Consider the following 19,111-nt stretch of genomic DNA (forward strand, 5'->3'; position numbering starts at 1 on the left):
GACCTCCCCGCTCCCGGTCCGGGCCCGGCCCTCACCACCGGGTCCCCCACGAGCGGCGCATCACCCCCGCAGGGCGGCCAGGATCTCCTCCACGGCGGGCCTGGCCCGCTCGGCGTCCTCCGGTACGAAGCCGATGCGCGTACGACGGTGCAGCACGTCCTCGGCGTCGAGCGCCCCCTCGTGGGTGACCGTGTACTCGACCTCCGCCCGCGTGATGTTGATGCTGTCGGAGATCCGCCGCATCGGGTCCGGCAGGGTGGCGGCGGCCACCACGGCGCCCGCCTCCCCGCCGTACCGGGCGATCAGCGGGGCGGGCGCCGCATCGCGGCCCACGGGCCGGCTGTCGGGGTGCCCGGGGGCCCCGACCAGCGGCAGCGACCGCGTCCGGCAGGGCCCGGCGGTCAGCCCGCGGACCCGGCAGGCGAAGTCCACGGCGTCCTCGGCCATCCGCCGGTACGTGGTGAGCTTTCCGCCCACCACCGTTACCACCCCGGAGGGCGATTCCCGCACCGCGTGGCGCCGCGAGAGGTCCGCGGTCTCGCCGCCCCCCGCGTCGATCAGCGGCCGCAGTCCGGCGAAGGCACCGCGCACGTCGGCGCGGGTCAACTCCCGGGCCAGCGCGGTGTTCACGGTCTCCAGCAGGAAGTCGATCTCGGCCTCGGTGGGCACCGGCTCGTCGGGCACCGGGCCGGGCGCGTCCTCGTCTGTCAGGCCCACCATCACCCGCCCCAGCTGCTGCGGCAGCGCGAACACGAACCGGCTGGTCGAGCCCGCCACGGGCACGGTGAGAGCAGCCTCGGGGCGGCCGAACACGGCCGAGTCGAAGACCAGATGCGTACCACGGCTCGGGCGCAGCCGGATCGATTCGTCGACCTCGCCCGCCCAGACTCCGGTGGCGTTCACCACGGCCCGCGCCCGCACGGTCAGCCCGGTTCCGGTGAGGGCGTCCGTCAGCAGGGCCGATTCGCCGGTGACCCCGGTGGCCCGGACCCGGGTGAGGACCCGGGCCCCGTGCCCCGCCGCGGTCCTGGCCAGCGCGGTGACCAGCCGGGCATCGTCGATCAACTGCCCGTCGTGGGCGACGAGCGCGCCGCGCAGGCCCTCCGTACGGACGGCCGGGACGAGCCGTACCGCCTCCCGCGGCCCGACCCGCCGGGCCCGCGGAAGCACCGCCGAAGGCGTACGGGCACCGAAGCGCAGGGCGTCCCCGGCCAGGAACCCGGTGCGCACCAGCGCCGCCGTGCTCCGGGAGACGGACGGCAGCAGCGGCACGGCCTGGGGGAGGGCGCGGATCAGGTGGGGCGCGGTGCGGGTCATCAGCACGCCCCGCTCGACGGCGCTCTCGTGGGCCACGCCGATCCGCCCGGAGGCGAGGTAGCGCAGGCCGCCGTGCACGAGCTTGGAGCTCCACCGGCTGGTCCCGAAGGCCAGATCGCGGGCCTCCACCAGCACGGTGCTCAGCCCCCGCGCGGCGGCGTCGAGGGCAACCCCGGCCCCCGTCACCCCGCCGCCGATGACCAGCAGGTCGACGTGCGCACCGGCGGCGAGCTCCTCGAGATCGGCGGCGCGCCGCGCCGCGTCCAGGGCGGTCGGGGCGGTCGGGGCGGATCGGTTCATGGCCTCAGGTATCCGTTCAGGGCGATCGCCAGTTCTCGGCGCCACGCGGCTTCCGGCAGCAGCTCGGCGACCATGCGGTGCGACTGGACCGTGGACTGGGTGATCAGCAACACCATCGCGGCGATCTCGGTGGGCTCGCCGGCGCGGATCGTGCCGCCCCGCTGGCCCGCCAGGACCGCCGCGCACAGCTGGTCGAGGAGGTCGCGCTGACTGGTACCCAGGCGCTGGACCACGTACTCGTGGATCAGGTCGGCGTCGGAGCGCAGCAGCTCGCCGAGCACCGGGTGGTCCCTGATCCTGACCGCGACCTCGACGATCCACTCGACCAGGGCCTCGCGGTCCGCCCCGCCGCCGCGCGGGGTGCGCTCGACCGTCGTCAGGATCTCCCTGGTCAGCAGGGCGCCGACCAGTGCGCGGACGTCCGGCCAGCGCCGGTACACGGTGGGGCGGCTGACGCCCGCCCGGCGCGCGATCTCGGCCAGCTGCACGCGCTTGCCGAGCACGGTGACCAGGTCCGCCGCCGCGTCGAGGATCTGGTCGTCGATGCTGCGGGGATCCTCGCTGCCCGAGGCAGTGTTACTGATTGACATGATGTGGAAAACTGTAACGCATGTCTACGGAACCGCACCTGCCACCGGACCGCGCGGCGGCCCTCCCGCTCCCCCCCATGGCGTGGAACGCCTGGGGCGACCCGGCGCGGGCCACCCCGCTCTCTGAGGACATCACCTCCCTCCTGGAGAGCCTGCTGGAGATCACCCCCGGGGAGACCGCTCCGATCGCCGCCGAGGACGTACGGCTGGTCCCCTCCCGCCTCAGCGGCGTCCACCTCAAGGCGCTCGCCGCGATCGTCGGCGACGGGCACCTCAGCGTCCGCGACGCCGACCGGCTGCCGCGCGCCGGCGGCAAGTCCACCCTCGACCTGCTGCGCCGCCGCGCCACCGAGCCCCAGGACGCGCCCGACGCCGTCGTGCTGCCGGGCAGCGAGGAGGAGCTCGAGGCGGTGCTGGCGCTCTGCGCCCAGCAGCGGATCGCGGTGGTCCCCTTCGGTGGCGGCACCAGCGTGGTCGGCGGACTCGACCCGGTCCGCGGCACCTTCTGCGCCGTGCTCTCCCTGGACCTGCGCCGCTTCGACGCCCTGCACTCCCTCGACGAGGTCTCCGGCGAGGCCGTGCTCGGCGCGGGCGTGACCGGACCGCAGGCCGAAGAGCTCCTCGCCGAGCGCGGCTTCGAACTCGGCCACTACCCCCAGAGCTTCCGCTTCGCCACCATCGGCGGCTTCGCCGCCACCCGCTCCTCCGGCCAGGACTCGGCCGGCTACGGCCGTTTCGACGACATGGTCCGCGGCCTGCGCGTGGTCACTCCCTCCGGCGTGCTCGACCTCGGCCGCGGTCCCGCCTCGGCGGCGGGCCCCGACCTGCGCCAGCTGTTCCTGGGCTCCGAGGGCACCCTCGGCGTCATCACCGCCGTACGGCTGCGCGTGCACCCGCTGCCCGCCGTCAAGCGGTACGAGGCCTGGAGCTTCCCCGACTTCGCCACCGGCGCCGCCGCCCTGCGCGCGGTCGAGCAGCAGGGCACCGGCCCGACCGTGCTGCGCCTGTCCGACGAGACCGAGACGGCCGTCAACCTCGCGATGACCGCGAAGATCGGCGCTCCGCAGACGGTCAGCGGCTGCCTGGCCATCACCGTGTTCGAGGGCACCGAGGAGCAGACCGCCGCCCGGCACGCCCTCACCCGTACCGTGATGCACGAGCACGGCGGCACCTCCCTCGGCGAGGACCCCGCCCGCGCCTGGGAACACGGCCGCTTCGGCGCCCCGTACCTGCGCGACGCCCTGCTCGACGGCGGCGCACTGTGCGAGACCCTGGAGACCGCGACCTCCTGGTCGAACCTGGAGCGGCTCAAGGCCGACGTGACGGCCGCCCTCCAGGGCGCGCTGCAGGAGACCGGCAGCACCTCGCTGGTGATGTGCCACATCTCGCACGTGTACGGCACCGGCGCCTCCCTCTACTTCACCGTGGTCGGCGCCCAGCGCGGCGACGCCATCGCCCAGTGGAGCACCGCGAAGAAGGCCGCGAGCGAGGCCATCACGACGGGCGGCGGGACGATCACCCACCACCACGCCGTCGGCACCGACCACCGCCCGTGGATGGAGCGGGAGATCGGCGAGCTGGGCGTGAAGGTCCTGCGGGCCGTCAAGGACGCCGTGGACCCGGTGGGCATCCTGAACCCCGGAAAGCTCATCCCGTGAGACCGGAGCCGGAACGGCGCACCATCGGCACCGTACTGGTCCTCACCAACCCGGCCGCGGGCTCGGGCGGGGCCGCCCGCGCCGCCGGCACGGCCCTCGCCCGCCTGCGCGAACTCGGCATCGAGGCCCGGAGCGTCTGCGGAACCGACCCTGCGGACGCCCTCAGGCTCGCCCGGGAGGCCGTGGCCGGCGGCGCGGACGGGGGAGTGGACGCGCTCGTGGTCGTCGGCGGGGACGGCATGGTCTCCCTCGCCGTCCAGGCCCTCGCGGGCACCGGACTGCCGCTCGGCGTCATCCCCAGCGGTACGGGCAACGACCTGGCCCGGGAGTTCGGGCTCCCGCTCGGCGACCCGAAGGCGGCCGCCGACGTGATCGCCCGGGGCCTGGCCCTGCGGGTGGACACCGGACGCATCACCACCGCCGACGGGGTCGCCCGCTCCTTCGCCTCCGTCCTCGCCATCGGCTTCGACTCCCTGGTCAGCGACCGGGCGAACCGGATGCGGTGGCCGCGCGGCCGGATGAAGTACAACCTCGCGATGGTCCGCGAACTGGCCGGGCTGCGGCCCATCCCGTTCCGGCTCGTCCTCGACGGCGGGGAGGCCATCGAGAAGCGACTGGCCCTGGCCTCGGTCGGCAACACCCGCTCCTACGGCGGCGGGATGCTGATCTGCCCGGGTGCCGACCCCTGCGACGGGCGGCTGGACCTGACCCTGGTCGACGCCATGCCGCGGGCGAAGCTGGTGCGCTTCTTCCCGACGGTGTTCAAGGGCACCCACGTACGCCACAGCGCGGTCGCCGTCCACCGCGCGGCCCGGGTCCGCATCGAGGCGCCGGGCATCAACGCGTACGCGGACGGCGACCTCGTGGGCCCGCTGCCCGCCGACATCGAGGTCGTCCCCGCCTCCCTGTCGCTGCTGGTCCCCGCCTGAGGCCCGACGCCTGACGTCGGGCACCGGACCGCGCATCCGGGCCGTCGTCCGCCCCATACGGACGGCGGCCCGGCCGGTGCACCGCTATGGTGATCCGGTGATCGAGATTCGTCGTGCCGTCCCGGCTGACGGGGATGCCCTCGGTGAGATCCACGCCGCCGCCTGGGAGGCGGCCTACGCCCCCTTCTTCGAGCCGGAGTTCGCACGGGCCGGCGTACGGGAGCGGCGTACCCGCTGGCACGCGAGGGTCGCGGACGGCAGCTCGGAGACGATCCTCCTCGCCCTGGCCGACGGCCGGCCCCGTGCGCTCTCCTGGTCCGTGGCCTCCCAGGCCCGCCCGGGCCTCGCGGAGCTCAACAGCTTCTAGGGCCACCCCGACGGCTGGGGCACCGGAATCGCCGCCGCCCTCATGGCCGAAACCCTGCGCCGGCTGCGCGAGGACGGTTTCGCGGGGGTCCACCTGTGGACGCTGCGGGACACCCCGCGCTCCCGGCGGTTCTACGCCAAGAGCGGGTTCACCGAATCGGGCCGGATCCGCCCCCAGGACTTCGGCGACGGAAACCCCCTCACCCAGGTCGAGTACGCGCGCGACTGCTGACCCGGGGCGGCTGGGTGCCGGTCCGTCAGGAGGGCTCGGTCAGGCGGACGACGTCCTCGTACGTACGCACCGTCGCGCCCCCCTTGCCGCCTTCGCCCGCGCCATCGCGCAGTGAGGCGATCATCGCCGCGGCCAGCCGTCCGGCCGGCACCGGACGGTAGGGCCGAGCCGGTCCCACCATGGCCGGTGCCACTGCGGAGGCCACCGTGAAGCCGAGCCGCTCGGCCAGGCGCCGCGTCTCGCGGCGGCCCGTGATGAACGAGGGCCGGAAGATCTCCACCTGCTCGTAGCCGACCGTCTTCACCTCCTCCTCCATATCGCCCTTGACGCCCAGGTAGAAGTTCCGCGAACCGGCCTTCGCGCCGACGGACGAGACCACCGCGAGCCGCTGCGCCCCCGCCGAGTGCGCGAGCCGGGCGACGGATGCGACGTAGTGCTGGTCGACCTGCCGGAAGGCCTCCTGCGAACCGGCCTGGCGAATGGTGCTGCCCAACGCGCAGTACACGTCGTCCACGGCGGGCACGTCCGCGGTGTCGAGGGCGCCGAAGTCCACCACGCGCACGTCCACTCCCGGGTGCCGGACGTCGAGGGGGCGGCGGGCCAGCACCGTCACCCGGTGGTAGAGCGGGTCGCGGAGCAGCCGGGCGAGCAGCTGACCGCCCACCAGTCCGGTGGCTCCGACCAGAAGTGCACTGCGGGTCACGGGCGTTCCTTTCGGCGGCCGGCGTTCGGCCTCGGCTCCGCAGCGTACTGGGACGGCGCCGGGCGGTCGGCGAGGCGCACGAGCGGTGGGGCCCCTGCGGGCCCCGCGCCGAGAACGACCTCTCGATCGATCACGCTTCCTCCTCGCGTTCGACGCATGAACACGATACGGTCGATTCGAGAACGAGCGTTCATGGATCGATCGATTTGGGGGTCGGGTCTGATGACACCGATACGCACGAAACGCCGCCGGGTGGCACGGGCGCTGCTCGCGACACTGGCCGCACTGGTCGCAGCGGCCGCCGCACTGGGCGGGCTGGTCGTCTGGCAGAACACCTACGACCTGCGGGAGGAGGCGGTGACCGTACGCCACGGCGGCCGGACCCTGCAGGGCGTGCTGGCCCTGCCCGAGCAGGGCGAGGGCCCTTTTCCGCTGGTCGTCTTCGTCCATGGGGACGGCCCGGTCGACGCCACGCACGACGGCTTCTACCGGCCGCTCTGGGAGTCCTTCGCGCGCGCCGGCTACGCCTCGCTCTCCTGGAACAAGCCGGGTGTGGACGGCGCGCCCGGCGACTGGCTCGACCAGAGCATGGACGACCGGGCCGACGAGGCCGTGGACGCCCTCGCCTGGGCCCGGCAGCGCAGCGACATCGACGGGCGCCGGACCGGCCTGTGGGGCGCCAGCCAGGCCGGCTGGGTCCTGCCCAAGATCGCTGCCAAGGACGGCGGCGTGCGCTTCGTCATCGCCGTCTCGCCCGCCGTCAACTGGCTCCGGCAGGGCCGCTACAACCTCCTCGCCGGACTGCGCCGCGACGGCGCCTCCGACGCCGAGGTCGCCACCGCCCTGCGCCGCCGCGAGACCGGACTGGAACTGCTGGAGCGCGGCGCCCCGTTCGACGCGTACGTGCGCGCGGTCGGCGACCCGGACGGCATGACCCCCGCCCGCTGGCGCTTCGTCTCCGAGAACCACACCGCCGACGCAACGGCCGACCTGCCCGCGCTGCGCGGCCTGCCCGTCATGCTCGTCCTCGCCGGACGCGACGTGAACGTGGACGTCGCCGACACCGAGACCGCCTACCGCCGGCTGCTTCCCGGCCCGGCGCTCCGCATCGCCCGCTATCCCGACGCGACCCACGGCCTGGTCAAACACGCCGTCGAGACCTCGCCGTTGCGCCTCACCGTGACCGCCGTGGGGGCCCCGCGGGCCCTGTTCGCCGACGGCTTCCTGGCCGACCAGCGGAACTTCCTGGCCGCCGTCGACACCGCAGGAGCGAAGCGATGACCACCGGACACAGCGCAGGACCGGCCGCCGGCGGGCACACCTCCCCATCCGGTGCGTCCGCCGCCCCGGCCGGTGCGTCCGCCGCCCCGGCCGGTGCGTCCGCCGCCCCGGCCGGGCGGCGCCTCGCCGACGTCGATGCCCTGCGCGGCTTCGCCCTCTGGGGCATCCTGCTCGTCAACATCACCTTCATGGCCTCGGCCCACCAGGGCACCGGCGTCGACGACCCCGCCTTCGACGCCCCGCTGGACACCACGGTCCGCTTCGTCACCGAGGCCTTCTTCGAGGCGAAGTTCTACCTGCTCTTCTCCTTCCTCTTCGGCTACAGCTTCACCCTCCAACTGGCCTCCGCGGACCGCGACGGCACCGCTTTCCTGCCCCGCTTCCTGCGGCGCTGCGCAGGGCTGTTCGTCCTCGGCCTGTGCCACGCCGTCCTGCTCTTCCCCGGCGACATCCTCACCACCTACGCCGTGCTCGGGCTGGCCCTGCTCGCCGTGCACCGGATCCGCCCGCGCACCGCCGTACGTGCCGCCGTCGCCCTGTTCACCCTCACCGCCGTCGGCTACCTGCTGCTCGCCTGGGCGCTCGCCGCCGCCGGGGGCGGTGGCATCGACACCGCCGCCGTCACCGAACAGGGCCGCCAGGCCACCGAGGCGCTGCGCGGCGACGCCGGTTCGGTGATCGCGGCCCACCTGCGGCAGCTGCCCGACGTGGCGTTCATGCTGGCCTTCTTCCAGGCGCCGGCGGCCTTCGCCGCGTTCCTGCTGGGCCTGGCGGCCGGCAAGCGCGGGTTCCTGACCGACCTCACTCCCCACGCGCCGCTGCTGCGCCGCCTGCAGTGGGCCGGTTTCACCGCAGGCGTCGCCGGCGGCCTGGTCTGGGCGCACGCCTCCCAGGGGCATTCGGGTACCGCGTACCAGCTCGTGGCAGTGGCGGTGGACGTGGTGACCGCGCCGCTGCTGGCGGCCGCGTACGCCGCCACCTTGCTCCGCGCACTGGCCGCCCGCCGGGGCCGAAGGCTGGCGAGCCTCCTGGTTCCCGCGGGCCGCATGACGCTGACCAACTACCTCACCCAGTCGCTGGTACTGGCCTTCGTGTTCACCGGGTTCGGCGCGGCCCTCGTGGGCCGTCTCGCGCCCGCGCTCGTCGCCCTCACCGCCCTGTCCCTGTTCGCCGTCCAGCTGCTCTTCAGCCGCTGGTGGCTGGCCCGGCACCCGTACGGGCCGGTGGAGTGGGTGCTGCGCGCGGTCACCCTGGCCAGACGCCCTCGCTGGAAGCGGTGAACGGCGCGCTGTCGCACGCCTGCGCTTGACCAGAACATAGTTAGGTGCCACACTATTTCCATGAGTCTCGATGAGGAGGACCGCGGAGCGGCGCCCACGCTCGATCAGGCCCGACGGCAGATCGAGCGGTACGGCCTCGACGCCGATCCGCAGTCGGTGCTCGTGGCGGTGCGGCTGATGGACGCGGGTGCGAGGTTGGACCGTGCGTCCGAGGTGCACTTCGCGCGCTCCGGGCTGTCCACGGGACGCTATCGCCTGTTGGTGGATCTCGAGGACGCCGACGGCGAGAAGTCGCCGTCGCGTCTCGCGCAGAGCCTCGGCGTCTCGAGGGCCACCGTGACCGGCCTGGTGGACGGTCTCGAGCGGGAGGGCCTGGTGGTGCGCCGCGCGTCTGCGGAGGACGGGCGGGGCTCGGTGGTCGTCCTCACGGCGCGCGGTGCCCGGCGCCTGCGCGACATGGCCGGTGACCACTTCGCGCGCCTCCAGGCGATGGTCGGAGGTCTGACCCCCGACGAGCGCGGGCTGTTCCTCGGCCTCCTGGAGCGCATCACGCGGGGCATCGGCGCGCTGACCGAGCCGTAGTCGGCCCCTGCGCGCCGAACCGGTCGCACCAACAACCTGAGGGAACGGCGGTCGCCTCCATTGGAGGCGTCGCCCTTCCCTTTCTCTTAGCTACATAGTTAGCCTCCTAATTACTGGTCCAGGGGTCACCATGAGCCGTACCCGCAGGAACGCCGAGCGCGGTTCCGCCACCCGCCCGTTCACTCTCTGGAAAGAGGTCCTGATCTCCTACCTGGCCCCCGCGCTCACCGCCGGACTCGGCGGGATCGTCAGCGGACAGCCCGGCCTGACCGCGGCCGCCCTCACGTCCATCGGTGCCACGTCGGCCCTGTCGGCCGCGGTGGTCGGCAGCCGGCTGAGCGGCCGGGTCCGGCCGCGCCGGTGGACCACGGCCGTGCCGCGACCGGTGCTCGCCCTCGGACTCGGCCTCGCCGCCGCCGCGGTGGCGGGTCCCGTCGGGTGGTTCGCGTCCGAGTGGATACCCGCGCACACCGGCCCGGGCGACACCGCGTGGCCGGACCGGCTGCGCACGGACCTCCCGCTGGCGGCCGCCCTGGCCGCTGCGATCGTCGGCTGGCGCTGGCGCGGCGCCGTCATCCGGCAGGGGTGATCAGTCACTCGCCGCCGCTGCCCGTACGGGGCCTTCGGTCTGCGGGCCGCTGCCGCCCCCACCCCCCTGTGGTCAACTCACCCACCACGAAAGGCATCCTTGTGATCACCATCATGGGCGCGACCGGCGCCACCGGCGGCGCATTGGTCCGGCGCCTCGTCGAACTCGGCGTCCCCTTCCGTGCCGTCAGCCGCACGCCCGACGCGCTGCGCGCCGCCATCGGCGCGCAGGCGCCGGTCGAGGTGGTCGGTGCGAACGCCGAGGACCCCGGCTCCCTGCGCAGCGCGTTCGCCGGTTCCACCCAGCTCTTCCTGTCCATGGCCAACGGCCCGCACCAGGTCGAACTGGAGTGCAACGTGCTCGACGCCGCCGCGAGCAGCGGAGTGCGCCACGTCGTCAAACTCTCCGCCCCGGCGGCCGGGCCCGACTCGCCGGTGGCGGTCTCACGCGGGCACTGGCGGATCGAGAGCCGCCTCGCCGGGAGCGGCATGACCGGTACCGTGCTGCGGCCGTACGCGTTCATGCAGAAGCTGCTCCTGAACGCGCCCGCGATCGCCGAGGGCGTGCTCGTCGGCTCCCTGGGCGACGCGCCCTGCAACTACATCGACGTCCGCGACATCGGCGACGTCGCCGCCGCGGCCCTTCTGCGCCACGACCTCGCCGGAGGCGTCTACACGCTGACCGGACCCGAGGCCTTCACCCAGCGGCAGCTTGCCGCGCTGCTGGCAGGGCTGACCGGCCGCCCCGTCCGCTGCGTCGACCTGCCGCCGGACGCGTTCCGTGCTCATCTCCTGAGTGCCGCCGGTATGCCGGACTGGCTCGCGGCGCACGTGGTGGAGATCCAGCAGCTGGCCGTCACGCGCCCCGAAGCCGCGAACGGCACCGAGCGAAGCATCCTGGGACGACCGGCGCGGACGCTCGCAGCCTTCGTGCGCGAGCATCTCACCCGGTTCACGGCGCTCCCGGAGGGCACCCCGTCCGAGGCGCGGTCGCCCCTGTCCCCATGGCCGCTTCTCCCGTAGCCGTCTCCGGTAGCCGCGCGCTGCGGGCCCCGGCCCCCGCGGCGGGGGCCGGGGCCGGTCGGCGGTGCCGGTCGAAGCCGGTCGAAGCCGGTCGAAGCCGTCAACGGGTGGCCGGTTCGGCGACCTCCGCGGCGGCGGGGGAGCTCACCGGTGCCGTACGGGGCGCCTGCCGGCCGCGCAGGCCCAGTCGGCCGATGACCGCGACGAGGGCGAAGGCCGCGGCCCCGATCCAGAAGGTCAGGGTGAAGCCGGATTCGGCGGGAAGGGCCGGGGCGCCGGCGGGCAGGTTCTCGAGGGTCTGCGAGGCCAGGATCGTGGTGACGACGGCGCTGCCGATCGCGCTTCCGGTGGAGCGGGAGATGGAGTTGATGCCGTTGGCGATGCCGCTCTGGTGGGGCGGGACGCTCGCCATGATGACGGCCGGCATGGCTGCGTAGCCGAAGCTGACGGCCGCGCCGACGATCATGCCGGCGCCGATCACCGAAACGGTGTGGGAGTGGTCGAGGGCGAGCCAGCCGAAGCCCAGGGCGCCCAGGCCGGCGGCCAGGCCCAGTGCCGCGCGCGGGCCGCGGTGGCGGACGATCGCGCCGCCGACCGGGGAGGCGAGCAGCGAGACGATCGCGCCGGGCAGCAGGAACTGCACCGAGGCGCGCAGGATGGAGGCGTCGAAGCCGTATCCGGTGAGGGCTTCCGGCATCTGCACGAGGTAGGAGACGCCCAGGAAGTTCGCGAACATCCCGAAGCCGACCAGGATGCCGGCCAGGTTCGCCATGAGCACCGGCCGGTGGACGAACATCCGCATGTCGACGAGGGGCTCGCGGACCTTCCTCTCGACGAGGACCCACACGGCGGTCATGACGGCCGCACCGGCGAAGCTGCCCAGGGTGCGGGTCGAGGTCCAGCCCCACTCGTTGCCCTGCGAGACGGGCAGCAGGAGCAGCAGGAGGGCGGCTCCCAGGGTCAGGGCGCCGAGGAAGTCGGTACGGCCCCCCGTCTTGTGCCGGGTCGCGGGGACCAGGAAGACGACCGCGAGCAGGGCGACCACGGCGAAACCGGTCGCCATCCAGAAGGCGCTGCGGTAGTCGGCCCCGGAGCCGGAGGTGAGCAGGCCGGTGGCGACGAGCGCGAGGCCGCTTCCGAACGCGAGGGTTCCGCTGACGAGCGACATCGCGCCGGGCAGTTTCTGCGGCCGGACCTCCTCCCGCAGGACGGACAGGGCGAGCGGGAAGATCGCGGTCGCGGCCCCTTGCAGCACGCGGCCCAGGATCAGCAGCGGCAGCGAGGTCGCCAGGGCGGCGATGACGGACCCCACGACCATGAGGCCGAGGACGGCCACCAGGGTGGGCTTCTTGCCGTGCTGGTCGCCGAAGCGTCCGAGCAGCGGTGTGAAGACGGCCGCGGAGAGCAGGGTGGCGGTGGTCACCCAGCTCACGTCGGCGGTCGAGGTGCCGAGGTCGGCGCGGATGAGACCGAGGATCGGGACCGGCAGGGTCTGCATCATCGACACGACCATGGCGGCGAGGCTCAGGGCGAAGACGACGGCTGTCTCGCGCCCGTGCCCGGCGGCGGCGGACGGGGAAGTGGTTCGGCTCATGGCGGGAGGAGACCTTCTCAGTGCTTCAGATCGTAGATGTTTGAAGTCATCAAGTACTTCCCCGACGGTAGGGGGAGATGGTTAAGGTGGTCAAGTAAACAGTTGATAATGTCAAGGACCTGGCCTACGCTCGGACCATGAGCGCGACGACCCCCGAGGCCCCCACGAAGCTGCAGCTGCTGGAGCTGCTCGCCGCCATCGGTACGGCGCAGTGGCGCGATTTCGCCGCCGCGGCGTCACGCCACGGACTCACGTCCACGCAGGCCAAGCTCCTCGCCCAGCTCGACGGCCCGCTGCCGATGCGCGCCCTCGCCACCCTGCTGGTGTGCGACGCGTCGAACGTCACCGGGATCGTGGACCGCCTGGAAGCCCGCGGACTGGTCCGCCGCGAGCCCGACCCCGCCGACCGGCGCGTCAAGAACGTCGTCCCGACGGACGAGGGCCGGGAGATCCTCCGTCGCGTCCGCGAGGAGATGCAGGCCACCCACGGCGCACTCGACACGCTCGGCGCGGACGACAGCGCGACCCTGTACGCCTTGCTGGAGCGACTGCGCCCGGGCATGGAGAAGGGCCGCTGAGCCAAAGCCGCACCACCGGCACCGCCCACCCCTGGGCGCCGGGGCGCGCCCGGCCGGAGTCGAAGCCGGAGTCGAGGACGAGCTGCACGTACTCCAGTGGCGATCCGCCCGGCGTGGTCCCCATGCCGCGTCGTGTGCCCGGCGTCGGCGTGCAGTGATCCCCCGTCCGGTCGACACACCGAACCCGCCGGGGGACGATGGAGCGACTACGGCCCGCCGACGCGAAGGCAGCATCACGTGCCCGCCCGGGGCCCCGGCGGTTGCCGGACCGGTACTCGTCTGCCCCTCGGCGCGCCGCTCCCACGAGGCCCTCTCGGCCAGGAGCCCTGACGAGGAGAAGCACCATGCACCGACGTGCGCGCACCACTGCCGCTGCCGCTGCGATCGCGCTGGGCGTTTCGGCGCTCGCGGCGGCTCCGGCGGCCTTCGGCCAGTCCCTCGCTGCGCCTGCCGCGACCTGTACCGTGTCCGCCGCGGACCCGGCGGAGCGGGTGAGCGTCTCGGGCGAGGGATTCACCGGGGGACAGGCCCTGCTGTCCTCGCCGAGCGAGGGCCCGACGTACTTCAACGTACCGGACAGCGGCGCCTTCAAGATCGCGAACAAGACCGACGACAGGTACGCCGTGACACAGGGCGGCCGGACCACCGTGTGCACCGGGGGCCCGGAGGCCTCCGCCACACCCGGCACCTCCTACAAGGCGGGGCTCACTGCGGGCTGGGACGCCGTGCGTGACGACTGCGACGCCACTCCTCCGCCGTCGGCGAACGAGGCGTTCTCGGACGGCTGGAACAAGGGCGCGGACGTGGCGCGAGAGGTCTTCTGCGAGTAACAGGGCGCCGGTTCGCGGTCGTGCCGGGTATGCCGGGCGCCGGAATGAGTACGACGACTCACGCGCCCGGCGGCACCCGCCACCGACGATGGCGATGACGAGCGACACCGCCGACACCGCCGAGACCGGGAGCCCCTCCATGCTCAGCCGCATCGCCGACACCCTGCTGCCCGTCTTCGGGCGCCTGTCGGTGACCGCCGACGCCGATGCCGCACTCGCACCGGGCAGCATCATCGCCGCGAACCACACTTCGCTCGCGGACCCGGCCGTCGTGCTCGCCGCCCTGCACCGCCTGGGCGTCGAGCCGGTCGTCATGGCTGCCGCGGGCCTGTGGCGCGTCCCGCTGCTGGGCCGCGCGCTGGCAGGCGGGGGCCACATCCCGGTGTTCCGCGGCGACCGGCGGGCCTCGGCCGCGCTCGACACCGCTGCGGACGCCCTTCGACAGGGGCGGCTGGTCCTCATCTACGCCGAGGGCGGCCTGCCGCTCCGCAACGACGTCGCCGAGGCCGCCCCCGGTGCCTTCCGCAGCGGCCTCGCCCGCCTCGCCGAGCGCACCGGCGCTCCCGTCGTACCCGTGGGTCAGGCCGGAGCCCGCCGCATCACCTCCGGAAGCGTCGCCAAGCAGCTCGCGGGGCTGGCCACCGCGCCGCTGCGCCGCCCGGACCTGCACGTGCACGTGGGTGCTCCGCTGCGGCTGACGGGCGATCAGGAGGTGCGCACGACGCGGGCCCGGACCGCGGTGACCCGCGCGTGGCGGACGGCAGCCGCCCACCTGGACGAGCCCGCCGCGCTCGCCGCGTAGTCCGCGGACCGGTTCCTCCGCGGGGTCTCCTTTCCTTGGCTCAGGTGGGGTTGCCGGGTGCCTGCGAACGCCATACGGTTCCCCGGCGCTCGTATTCGAGGACCTCTTCGGCGAACACCGCTGTCTGCGGACCGTGGAACCGTTCGAGCAGCCACAGGCCCAGGTCGATGCCGGAGGTGACGCCTCCGCACGTCACCAGGTCGCCGTCGTCGACGACCCTGCCGCCGACCACGCGGCCGCCTTGCTCCGCCAGGTCTTCCCTGGCGATGTGATGCGTGGTGCACGGGCGTCCCCGGGTGAGCCCCGCGGCGGAGAGGAGCAAGGTGCCGGTGCACACCGCGCCCAGGATCAGGCCGGGCCTGCGTGCCGCAGCCAGAGCACCCGGCAGCACCCCGGACTTCACTTCCCGCTCGACGGCCGAGCCTTCGCCGTATCCGCCTCCGGGCACCACGATCAGATCCGCCGAGCGGGGCGACCACGGGGTACGGCAGACGATCTCCATGCCGGCGGACGTCCGTACCGTGCGGGGCCCGTCGGCGGTGACGAAGGACTGTGCGACGAGGTCTTCCCCGGCGATTCCGAAGACCTCGACGTGGCCTGCGAAGTCCTGCTCCTCCACGCCGTCGTACAGCACCGTGTGGACGCGCAGCGGTGCGCGGCGCGAGCTGCCGGATATGGGCGGGGACAGGGGCTGTCCGGTGGGCGGCATGGATCCTCCGTGCATACGCGGGGAAGGCGTCCCCGATCGCCCATCACCGGGCGGCGGGGGCGCCAGGACCCGTTCAGTCTTCCCGTGCGCGGAGCCCGGCAACACCGGCACCAGTGCCCATGGTGCGTAAGTTACGGCCAGCCCGCTGCTGCGGGCTTCATACGCGGAAGGCAGTGCGGTACGACGACGGTGTGGTGCCGACGTGGCGTGCGAAGTGGTGGCGCAGGGTCTCCACGGAGCCGAACCCGGTGGCCTCCGCCACGCCCTGCACGGTCAGGTCGGTGCTCTCCAGGAGTTCCCGCGCGCGCTGGATGCGGTGGGCGAGCAGCCAGCGCAACGGCGTGGTGCCCGTCTGGGCGCGGAAGTGCCGGGCAAGGCTGCGCCTGCTCATCATCGCCTGCGCGGCGATGTCGCCGATGGTGAGGGGCTCTTGGAGCCTGTCGCGCATCCACTGCAACGTGGCACCCAGGTCGGCGGAATCGGTCGCGGGGGAGGGGTACTCGATGAACTGGGCCTGGCCGCCCGTGCGCTGCGGCGGCATGACCAGCACGCGGGCGACCTGCGCCGCCGTCGTCGCGCCGCGGTCGCGGCGCACCATGTGCAGGCACAGGTCGAGCCCCGCGGCGATGCCCGCGGAGGTCAGCACCTGCCCGTCGTCGACGTACAGCACCGAAGGGTCGACGTCCGTGCCGGGGAACCGCTCGGCCAGGTCACCGGCGAACTGCCAGTGGGTCGTGGCCCGGCGCCCGTCGAGCAGGCCGGCCTCGGCGAGTACGAAAGCCCCGGTGCAGACGGAGGCTATCCGGGCTCCCCGGGCCGCGGCCTCCTGCAGCAACCGGACCGCGCCGGGGTGGGGCGGCTGCTCGGGCGGAATGCCGGGAACGACGATGGTGTCCGCGTCGCGGGCGTCGTCCCAGCGGAAGGGCGCGGAGAGGCGGAACGGTTCCGCGGGGCCGGCGGCCGTCGTGACGGGGTGATCGGCGCAGACGCGCACCTCGTACGCCGGGCTCCCGTCGGGGCAGGCCGCGAGCGTGAACACCTGGCAGGGGATGGCCAGATCGAACGCCGAGACTCCGTCGAGCGCGAGTACCGCAACCACGTGCATACGGCTGGACCCTACGTCACCGCCCCGAACCGGGCGGACACGGCCTCGGGCCGGGCCTCGTCCTCAGAGGCCCGGCCCCAGGCGGGCCGTCAGCCGAGCTCTCCGGCGGCTTCCAGGTGCCGCCAGAAGTCCCGGATCATCCGCTCGTCGACCTCGGGCACGGCCACGCCGAGGCGCTCCAGGGCGCGCAGGGTCCGGTCGTTGCGGTAGGTGTCGGCCGGGAGATCCGCGGCGTCCGCAGCGCTCGCGGCGCCCGCAGGGTTCTCCGTGTGCTCGACGGCCTGCTGGAACATGTCCAGGTACGGCAGGAACGGCAGGTCGCGCCCGGCGTCGCTCGCCTGCCTGAGGCGGCGCAGCCACTCGCCGAGCGCCACCGCTCCGACCGCGTCCCGCGCCGCTCGTCGAAGACCCGCAGGAACGCGCCCGCGCCCGTCTGTCGCGGGTCGTGCAGATGGTGCACGACGGCGGGCTCCGGGCCGTCGCCGGCCAGGGCGAGGGCCACCAGCGCGCGGGCCGCCGCGTCGGCGGGAACGCCCGGGCGGTCCCGGTGGCAGCTGGGCGCCCACCGCCGGACGGGAACCGACTTCTCCGGTCCGGCGAACGCGGGTTCGGCGGTCCTCAGTCGCTGCTCTGGCCCAGCGTGTTGAGGAAGTCGGACAGGCTGTCGGTGGTCATCTGATGGCGCTCCGAACCCGGCGGCACGGCCTTGTTCGTACGCTGGAGGAAGGCCTTGAGCGCACGCTTCGGAGCCATCAGCAGGGCCGTGCCCTGGGGGGAGTCCAGGACGATGCAGATCTCCGTCCGCCCGTTCTTGAGTTCGGGCCAGATCCGCACGTCGCCCGTGCCGGCGGTGCTCCGCAGCCCCCCGGCCAGCAGCTCGCGGGCGAACACCCACTCCACGGCCTCGTCGGGCGCGGTGTGGAACGTGGCGTGAACGGCGTACGGGTCCCGGGGGCTGTAGTACAGCTCCGTGGGCACGGGGAGCGAGCACTCGGACGAGACCACGACGCGCATGATCAGTTCGCAGTGCACCGCAGCCCGGTCCGCCGCCGGGCCGGGCGCCGGCGGGGTGCTGCGAGGGCGGGTGAGGGCCCGGGTCAGATCGGCATCGAGGAACAGGGTGTCCTCCTCGTACCCGTCGCGGGCCTCGTGGGCCCTGGAAGGGACATCGGCCTCCTGGAGGCGCGCTGCGACGGAGTCGGGAAGGGCGCTGCAGATCCGGCGGGTCGCCTCCGTACCGAGAGTGGAGGCGTCGAGCAGTGCCTCGAACTCGTCCGGCGGCTCCCCCCCGGGGGCGTGCGGGTGCTCGGAGCTCATGATGCGTTGCTCCCCTCAGCGTGGTCGTCCGTGGTGTCGGGCTCCGCCTTGCGGAGCTTGTCGCGTTGCTTGCTGCTGCGCCTCTCCAGCGCCTTGGGCGTCAGACCGACGCGCTCGGCAGCCTCCCGCTCCGTGTAGCCGAGCGCCCGCAGCCCCATGGCGGCCTTGAGTTTCGGGTCGTCGATACGGCTCAGGGCCCTGTCGACCTCGTCGCGTACGACAGCCGCGCGGCACGGGTCGGGGGCCCGTGGGTCGGGCAGCTGGATCAGGGCTTCGCTGCTGTCGTCCCAGCGGGCCAGGTGCTGGTCGGCGGCCTGCTGCTTCCACCACTTGCGGTACGTCACGACGAAACAGCTGACGCACGCCCCCATGAAGTACGTGGCCAGGCCCGCGCCCCGGCGGGGATCCCACTGGCCGCGCTGGAGGGCGTACCGGCGGAAGAACGGCACCGCGGCGAGCAGGGTTTCGGTGGCGAGCGTGGAGTGCTCTTCGCCGGTCCACGGAAAATGGGCGGGCGGGGACGGCACGGGACGGCCGTGGGCCGAGCAGCGGGCGAAGATCTCGCCCGTCGCGATCCAGTGGTTCAGCACGGGCCAGCCGTAGGCCGCCAGACGCTGCATCAGCCGGTCCGTCCGCTCACCGGTGTACCCGTCGGCCCGGACGGCCCGTACGACGGCGACGTCCGCGGCGAGGCGCCGGCGGTACTCGTCGGCGTCGGGCTGCCGTGCCTGCGGGGCGAGGCGGCTCTCCACCTGGTGCAACAAGTCGGGGGATACGGGCGCGGGGAGGTGCGGCCGCTCGGCCTCCTCGGCTTCGGCCTCCGGCCATGCGCTGCCCTCGGCATGTCCTGACATGTTCCTCCTCGTGGCACGCGGCACGGACTGCCGACGGGACCTGACAGAGGAGTTCTAGGTACGGCGGCCCTCGTCTTCCCCCTCCGCCGACCGGGCGAACTGCTGAACGAGGAAATGCCAGGGGGGACACCCCCGCCGCCGCGCCTATAAACCGGCGACGGCCCGCGCGGCCGACCGCGCGCTCGCCTCCGAATGGGAGAGACACATGACCGCAGACAAAGCCTCCTGCCCGGCCCCGCATTCGACCGGGCACCCTGCACCCGATGAGTCCCCGGCCCCGGTCGCCCCTCGGCCGTCCCGTCTGCGGAGGCTGCGCCCGCTCCGCCGCCGGGTCGTCCTGGGGATCGCGTACGGCATGGGAACGGCGGTCGGGAGTTTCGCCATCGGAGCCGCGGTCGACTGGCTCCGGACCCGGTGACCCCGAATCCATCGCGAGCCGTTCGCCGATCCATCTGCTGCGCGACTTCGGGCGT

The 19,111-nt window shown here is 73.7% G+C and carries 20 protein-coding genes and 1 pseudogene; 12 read left to right on the forward strand and 9 right to left on the reverse strand.

Going from position 1 to position 19,111, the window contains the following annotated elements:
• Nucleotides 1–60: 60 nt before the first annotated feature.
• Both ACZ7H1_RS27360 and ACZ7H1_RS27365 read right to left on the reverse strand, forming a co-directional pair.
• Nucleotides 61–1,617 carry a glycerol-3-phosphate dehydrogenase/oxidase gene (locus ACZ7H1_RS27360; protein WP_470790436.1) on the reverse strand — a complete coding sequence of 519 codons (1,557 nt, stop codon included), beginning with the start codon at nt 1,615–1,617 and terminating at the stop codon, nt 61–63.
• The gene (locus ACZ7H1_RS27365) at nt 1,614–2,207 is read right to left on the reverse strand and encodes a TetR/AcrR family transcriptional regulator (protein ID WP_470790437.1); all 594 of its coding nucleotides are present in this window, start codon (nt 2,205–2,207) and stop codon (nt 1,614–1,616) included. The genes ACZ7H1_RS27360 and ACZ7H1_RS27365 overlap by 4 nt, the downstream gene beginning before the upstream one ends.
• Nucleotides 2,208–2,227: 20 nt before the next feature.
• On the opposite strand from ACZ7H1_RS27365, the gene ACZ7H1_RS27370 reads away from it, so the two are divergent.
• The 4 genes and pseudogenes from ACZ7H1_RS27370 to ACZ7H1_RS27385 form a co-directional block, all read left to right on the forward strand.
• Complete coding sequence (locus tag ACZ7H1_RS27370; protein WP_470790438.1) at nt 2,228–3,865, forward strand: FAD-binding oxidoreductase; 1,638 nt, start codon at nt 2,228–2,230, stop codon at nt 3,863–3,865.
• Complete coding sequence (locus tag ACZ7H1_RS27375) at nt 3,862–4,794, forward strand: diacylglycerol kinase (protein WP_470790439.1); 933 nt, start codon at nt 3,862–3,864, stop codon at nt 4,792–4,794. The genes ACZ7H1_RS27370 and ACZ7H1_RS27375 overlap by 4 nt, the downstream gene beginning before the upstream one ends.
• A 97-nt stretch (nt 4,795–4,891) precedes the next feature.
• The gene (locus ACZ7H1_RS27380; protein ID WP_470790440.1) at nt 4,892–5,161 is read left to right on the forward strand and encodes a GNAT family N-acetyltransferase; all 270 of its coding nucleotides are present in this window, start codon (nt 4,892–4,894) and stop codon (nt 5,159–5,161) included.
• Between the two features lie 15 nt (nt 5,162–5,176).
• Nucleotides 5,177–5,392, forward strand: a pseudogene (locus ACZ7H1_RS27385) (GNAT family N-acetyltransferase); the annotation flags it as partial.
• 25 nt (nt 5,393–5,417) lie between these two features.
• Here the strand turns inward: ACZ7H1_RS27385 and ACZ7H1_RS27390 are convergent.
• Nucleotides 5,418–6,095, reverse strand: coding sequence for an NAD(P)H-binding protein (locus ACZ7H1_RS27390; RefSeq protein WP_470790441.1), 678 nt, complete (start codon nt 6,093–6,095; stop codon nt 5,418–5,420).
• Between the two features lie 222 nt (nt 6,096–6,317).
• On the opposite strand from ACZ7H1_RS27390, the gene ACZ7H1_RS27395 reads away from it, so the two are divergent.
• The 5 genes from ACZ7H1_RS27395 to ACZ7H1_RS27415 all read left to right on the forward strand — a co-directional run bounded on the left by ACZ7H1_RS27395 (nt 6,318) and on the right by ACZ7H1_RS27415 (nt 10,849).
• Nucleotides 6,318–7,376, forward strand: coding sequence for an alpha/beta hydrolase family protein (locus ACZ7H1_RS27395; protein WP_470790442.1), 1,059 nt, complete (start codon nt 6,318–6,320; stop codon nt 7,374–7,376).
• Nucleotides 7,373–8,656 carry a DUF418 domain-containing protein gene (locus ACZ7H1_RS27400; protein ID WP_470790443.1) on the forward strand — a complete coding sequence of 428 codons (1,284 nt, stop codon included), beginning with the start codon at nt 7,373–7,375 and terminating at the stop codon, nt 8,654–8,656. Before ACZ7H1_RS27395 ends, ACZ7H1_RS27400 begins: the two co-directional genes overlap by 4 nt.
• 60 nt (nt 8,657–8,716) lie before the next feature.
• Nucleotides 8,717–9,238, forward strand: coding sequence for a MarR family winged helix-turn-helix transcriptional regulator (locus tag ACZ7H1_RS27405; RefSeq protein ID WP_470790444.1), 522 nt, complete (start codon nt 8,717–8,719; stop codon nt 9,236–9,238).
• Between the two features lie 130 nt (nt 9,239–9,368).
• Complete coding sequence (locus ACZ7H1_RS27410) at nt 9,369–9,827, forward strand: hypothetical protein (protein ID WP_470790445.1); 459 nt, start codon at nt 9,369–9,371, stop codon at nt 9,825–9,827.
• Nucleotides 9,828–9,928: 101 nt separating this feature from the next.
• Nucleotides 9,929–10,849, forward strand: coding sequence for an NmrA family NAD(P)-binding protein (locus ACZ7H1_RS27415; RefSeq protein WP_470790446.1), 921 nt, complete (start codon nt 9,929–9,931; stop codon nt 10,847–10,849).
• 100 nt (nt 10,850–10,949) lie between these two features.
• On the opposite strand, the gene ACZ7H1_RS27420 is transcribed toward ACZ7H1_RS27415, so the two are convergent.
• The gene (locus ACZ7H1_RS27420; protein ID WP_470790447.1) at nt 10,950–12,443 is read right to left on the reverse strand and encodes an MFS transporter; all 1,494 of its coding nucleotides are present in this window, start codon (nt 12,441–12,443) and stop codon (nt 10,950–10,952) included.
• 137 nt (nt 12,444–12,580) lie between these two features.
• Between ACZ7H1_RS27420 and ACZ7H1_RS27425 the strand changes: the two genes are divergently transcribed.
• The 3 genes from ACZ7H1_RS27425 (at nt 12,581) to ACZ7H1_RS27435 (ending at nt 14,653) form a co-directional block, all read left to right on the forward strand.
• Nucleotides 12,581–13,021, forward strand: a complete 441-nt coding sequence (locus tag ACZ7H1_RS27425; RefSeq protein ID WP_470790448.1) for a MarR family winged helix-turn-helix transcriptional regulator — start codon at nt 12,581–12,583, stop codon at nt 13,019–13,021.
• A 344-nt stretch (nt 13,022–13,365) separates the two neighbouring features.
• On the forward strand, nt 13,366–13,851 hold the full coding sequence (locus ACZ7H1_RS27430; protein WP_470790449.1) for a hypothetical protein: 486 nt from the start codon (nt 13,366–13,368) through the stop codon (nt 13,849–13,851).
• A gap of 139 nt (nt 13,852–13,990) precedes the next feature.
• The gene (locus ACZ7H1_RS27435) at nt 13,991–14,653 is read left to right on the forward strand and encodes a lysophospholipid acyltransferase family protein (RefSeq protein WP_470790506.1); all 663 of its coding nucleotides are present in this window, start codon (nt 13,991–13,993) and stop codon (nt 14,651–14,653) included.
• Nucleotides 14,654–14,693: 40 nt separating this feature from the next.
• Here the strand turns inward: ACZ7H1_RS27435 and ACZ7H1_RS27440 are convergent, their stop codons facing one another.
• The 5 genes from ACZ7H1_RS27440 to ACZ7H1_RS27460 all read right to left on the reverse strand — a co-directional run bounded on the left by ACZ7H1_RS27440 (nt 14,694) and on the right by ACZ7H1_RS27460 (nt 18,638).
• Nucleotides 14,694–15,362, reverse strand: a complete 669-nt coding sequence (locus ACZ7H1_RS27440) for a DJ-1/PfpI family protein (RefSeq protein WP_470790450.1) — start codon at nt 15,360–15,362, stop codon at nt 14,694–14,696.
• A gap of 157 nt (nt 15,363–15,519) precedes the next feature.
• On the reverse strand, nt 15,520–16,467 hold the full coding sequence (locus tag ACZ7H1_RS27445) for a GlxA family transcriptional regulator (RefSeq protein ID WP_470790451.1): 948 nt from the start codon (nt 16,465–16,467) through the stop codon (nt 15,520–15,522).
• Nucleotides 16,468–16,556: 89 nt separating this feature from the next.
• Nucleotides 16,557–16,841 carry a hypothetical protein gene (locus tag ACZ7H1_RS27450; protein WP_470790452.1) on the reverse strand — a complete coding sequence of 95 codons (285 nt, stop codon included), beginning with the start codon at nt 16,839–16,841 and terminating at the stop codon, nt 16,557–16,559.
• A 244-nt stretch (nt 16,842–17,085) separates the two neighbouring features.
• Nucleotides 17,086–17,481: an SsgA family sporulation/cell division regulator gene (locus ACZ7H1_RS27455; protein ID WP_470790507.1), complete on the reverse strand. Its 396-nt coding sequence runs from the start codon at nt 17,479–17,481 to the stop codon at nt 17,086–17,088.
• A gap of 299 nt (nt 17,482–17,780) precedes the next feature.
• The gene (locus ACZ7H1_RS27460; RefSeq protein ID WP_470790453.1) at nt 17,781–18,638 is read right to left on the reverse strand and encodes an RNA polymerase sigma factor; all 858 of its coding nucleotides are present in this window, start codon (nt 18,636–18,638) and stop codon (nt 17,781–17,783) included.
• Nucleotides 18,639–19,111 lie beyond the last annotated feature (473 nt).

The organism is Streptomyces sp. NPDC037401 (assembly GCF_055602345.1).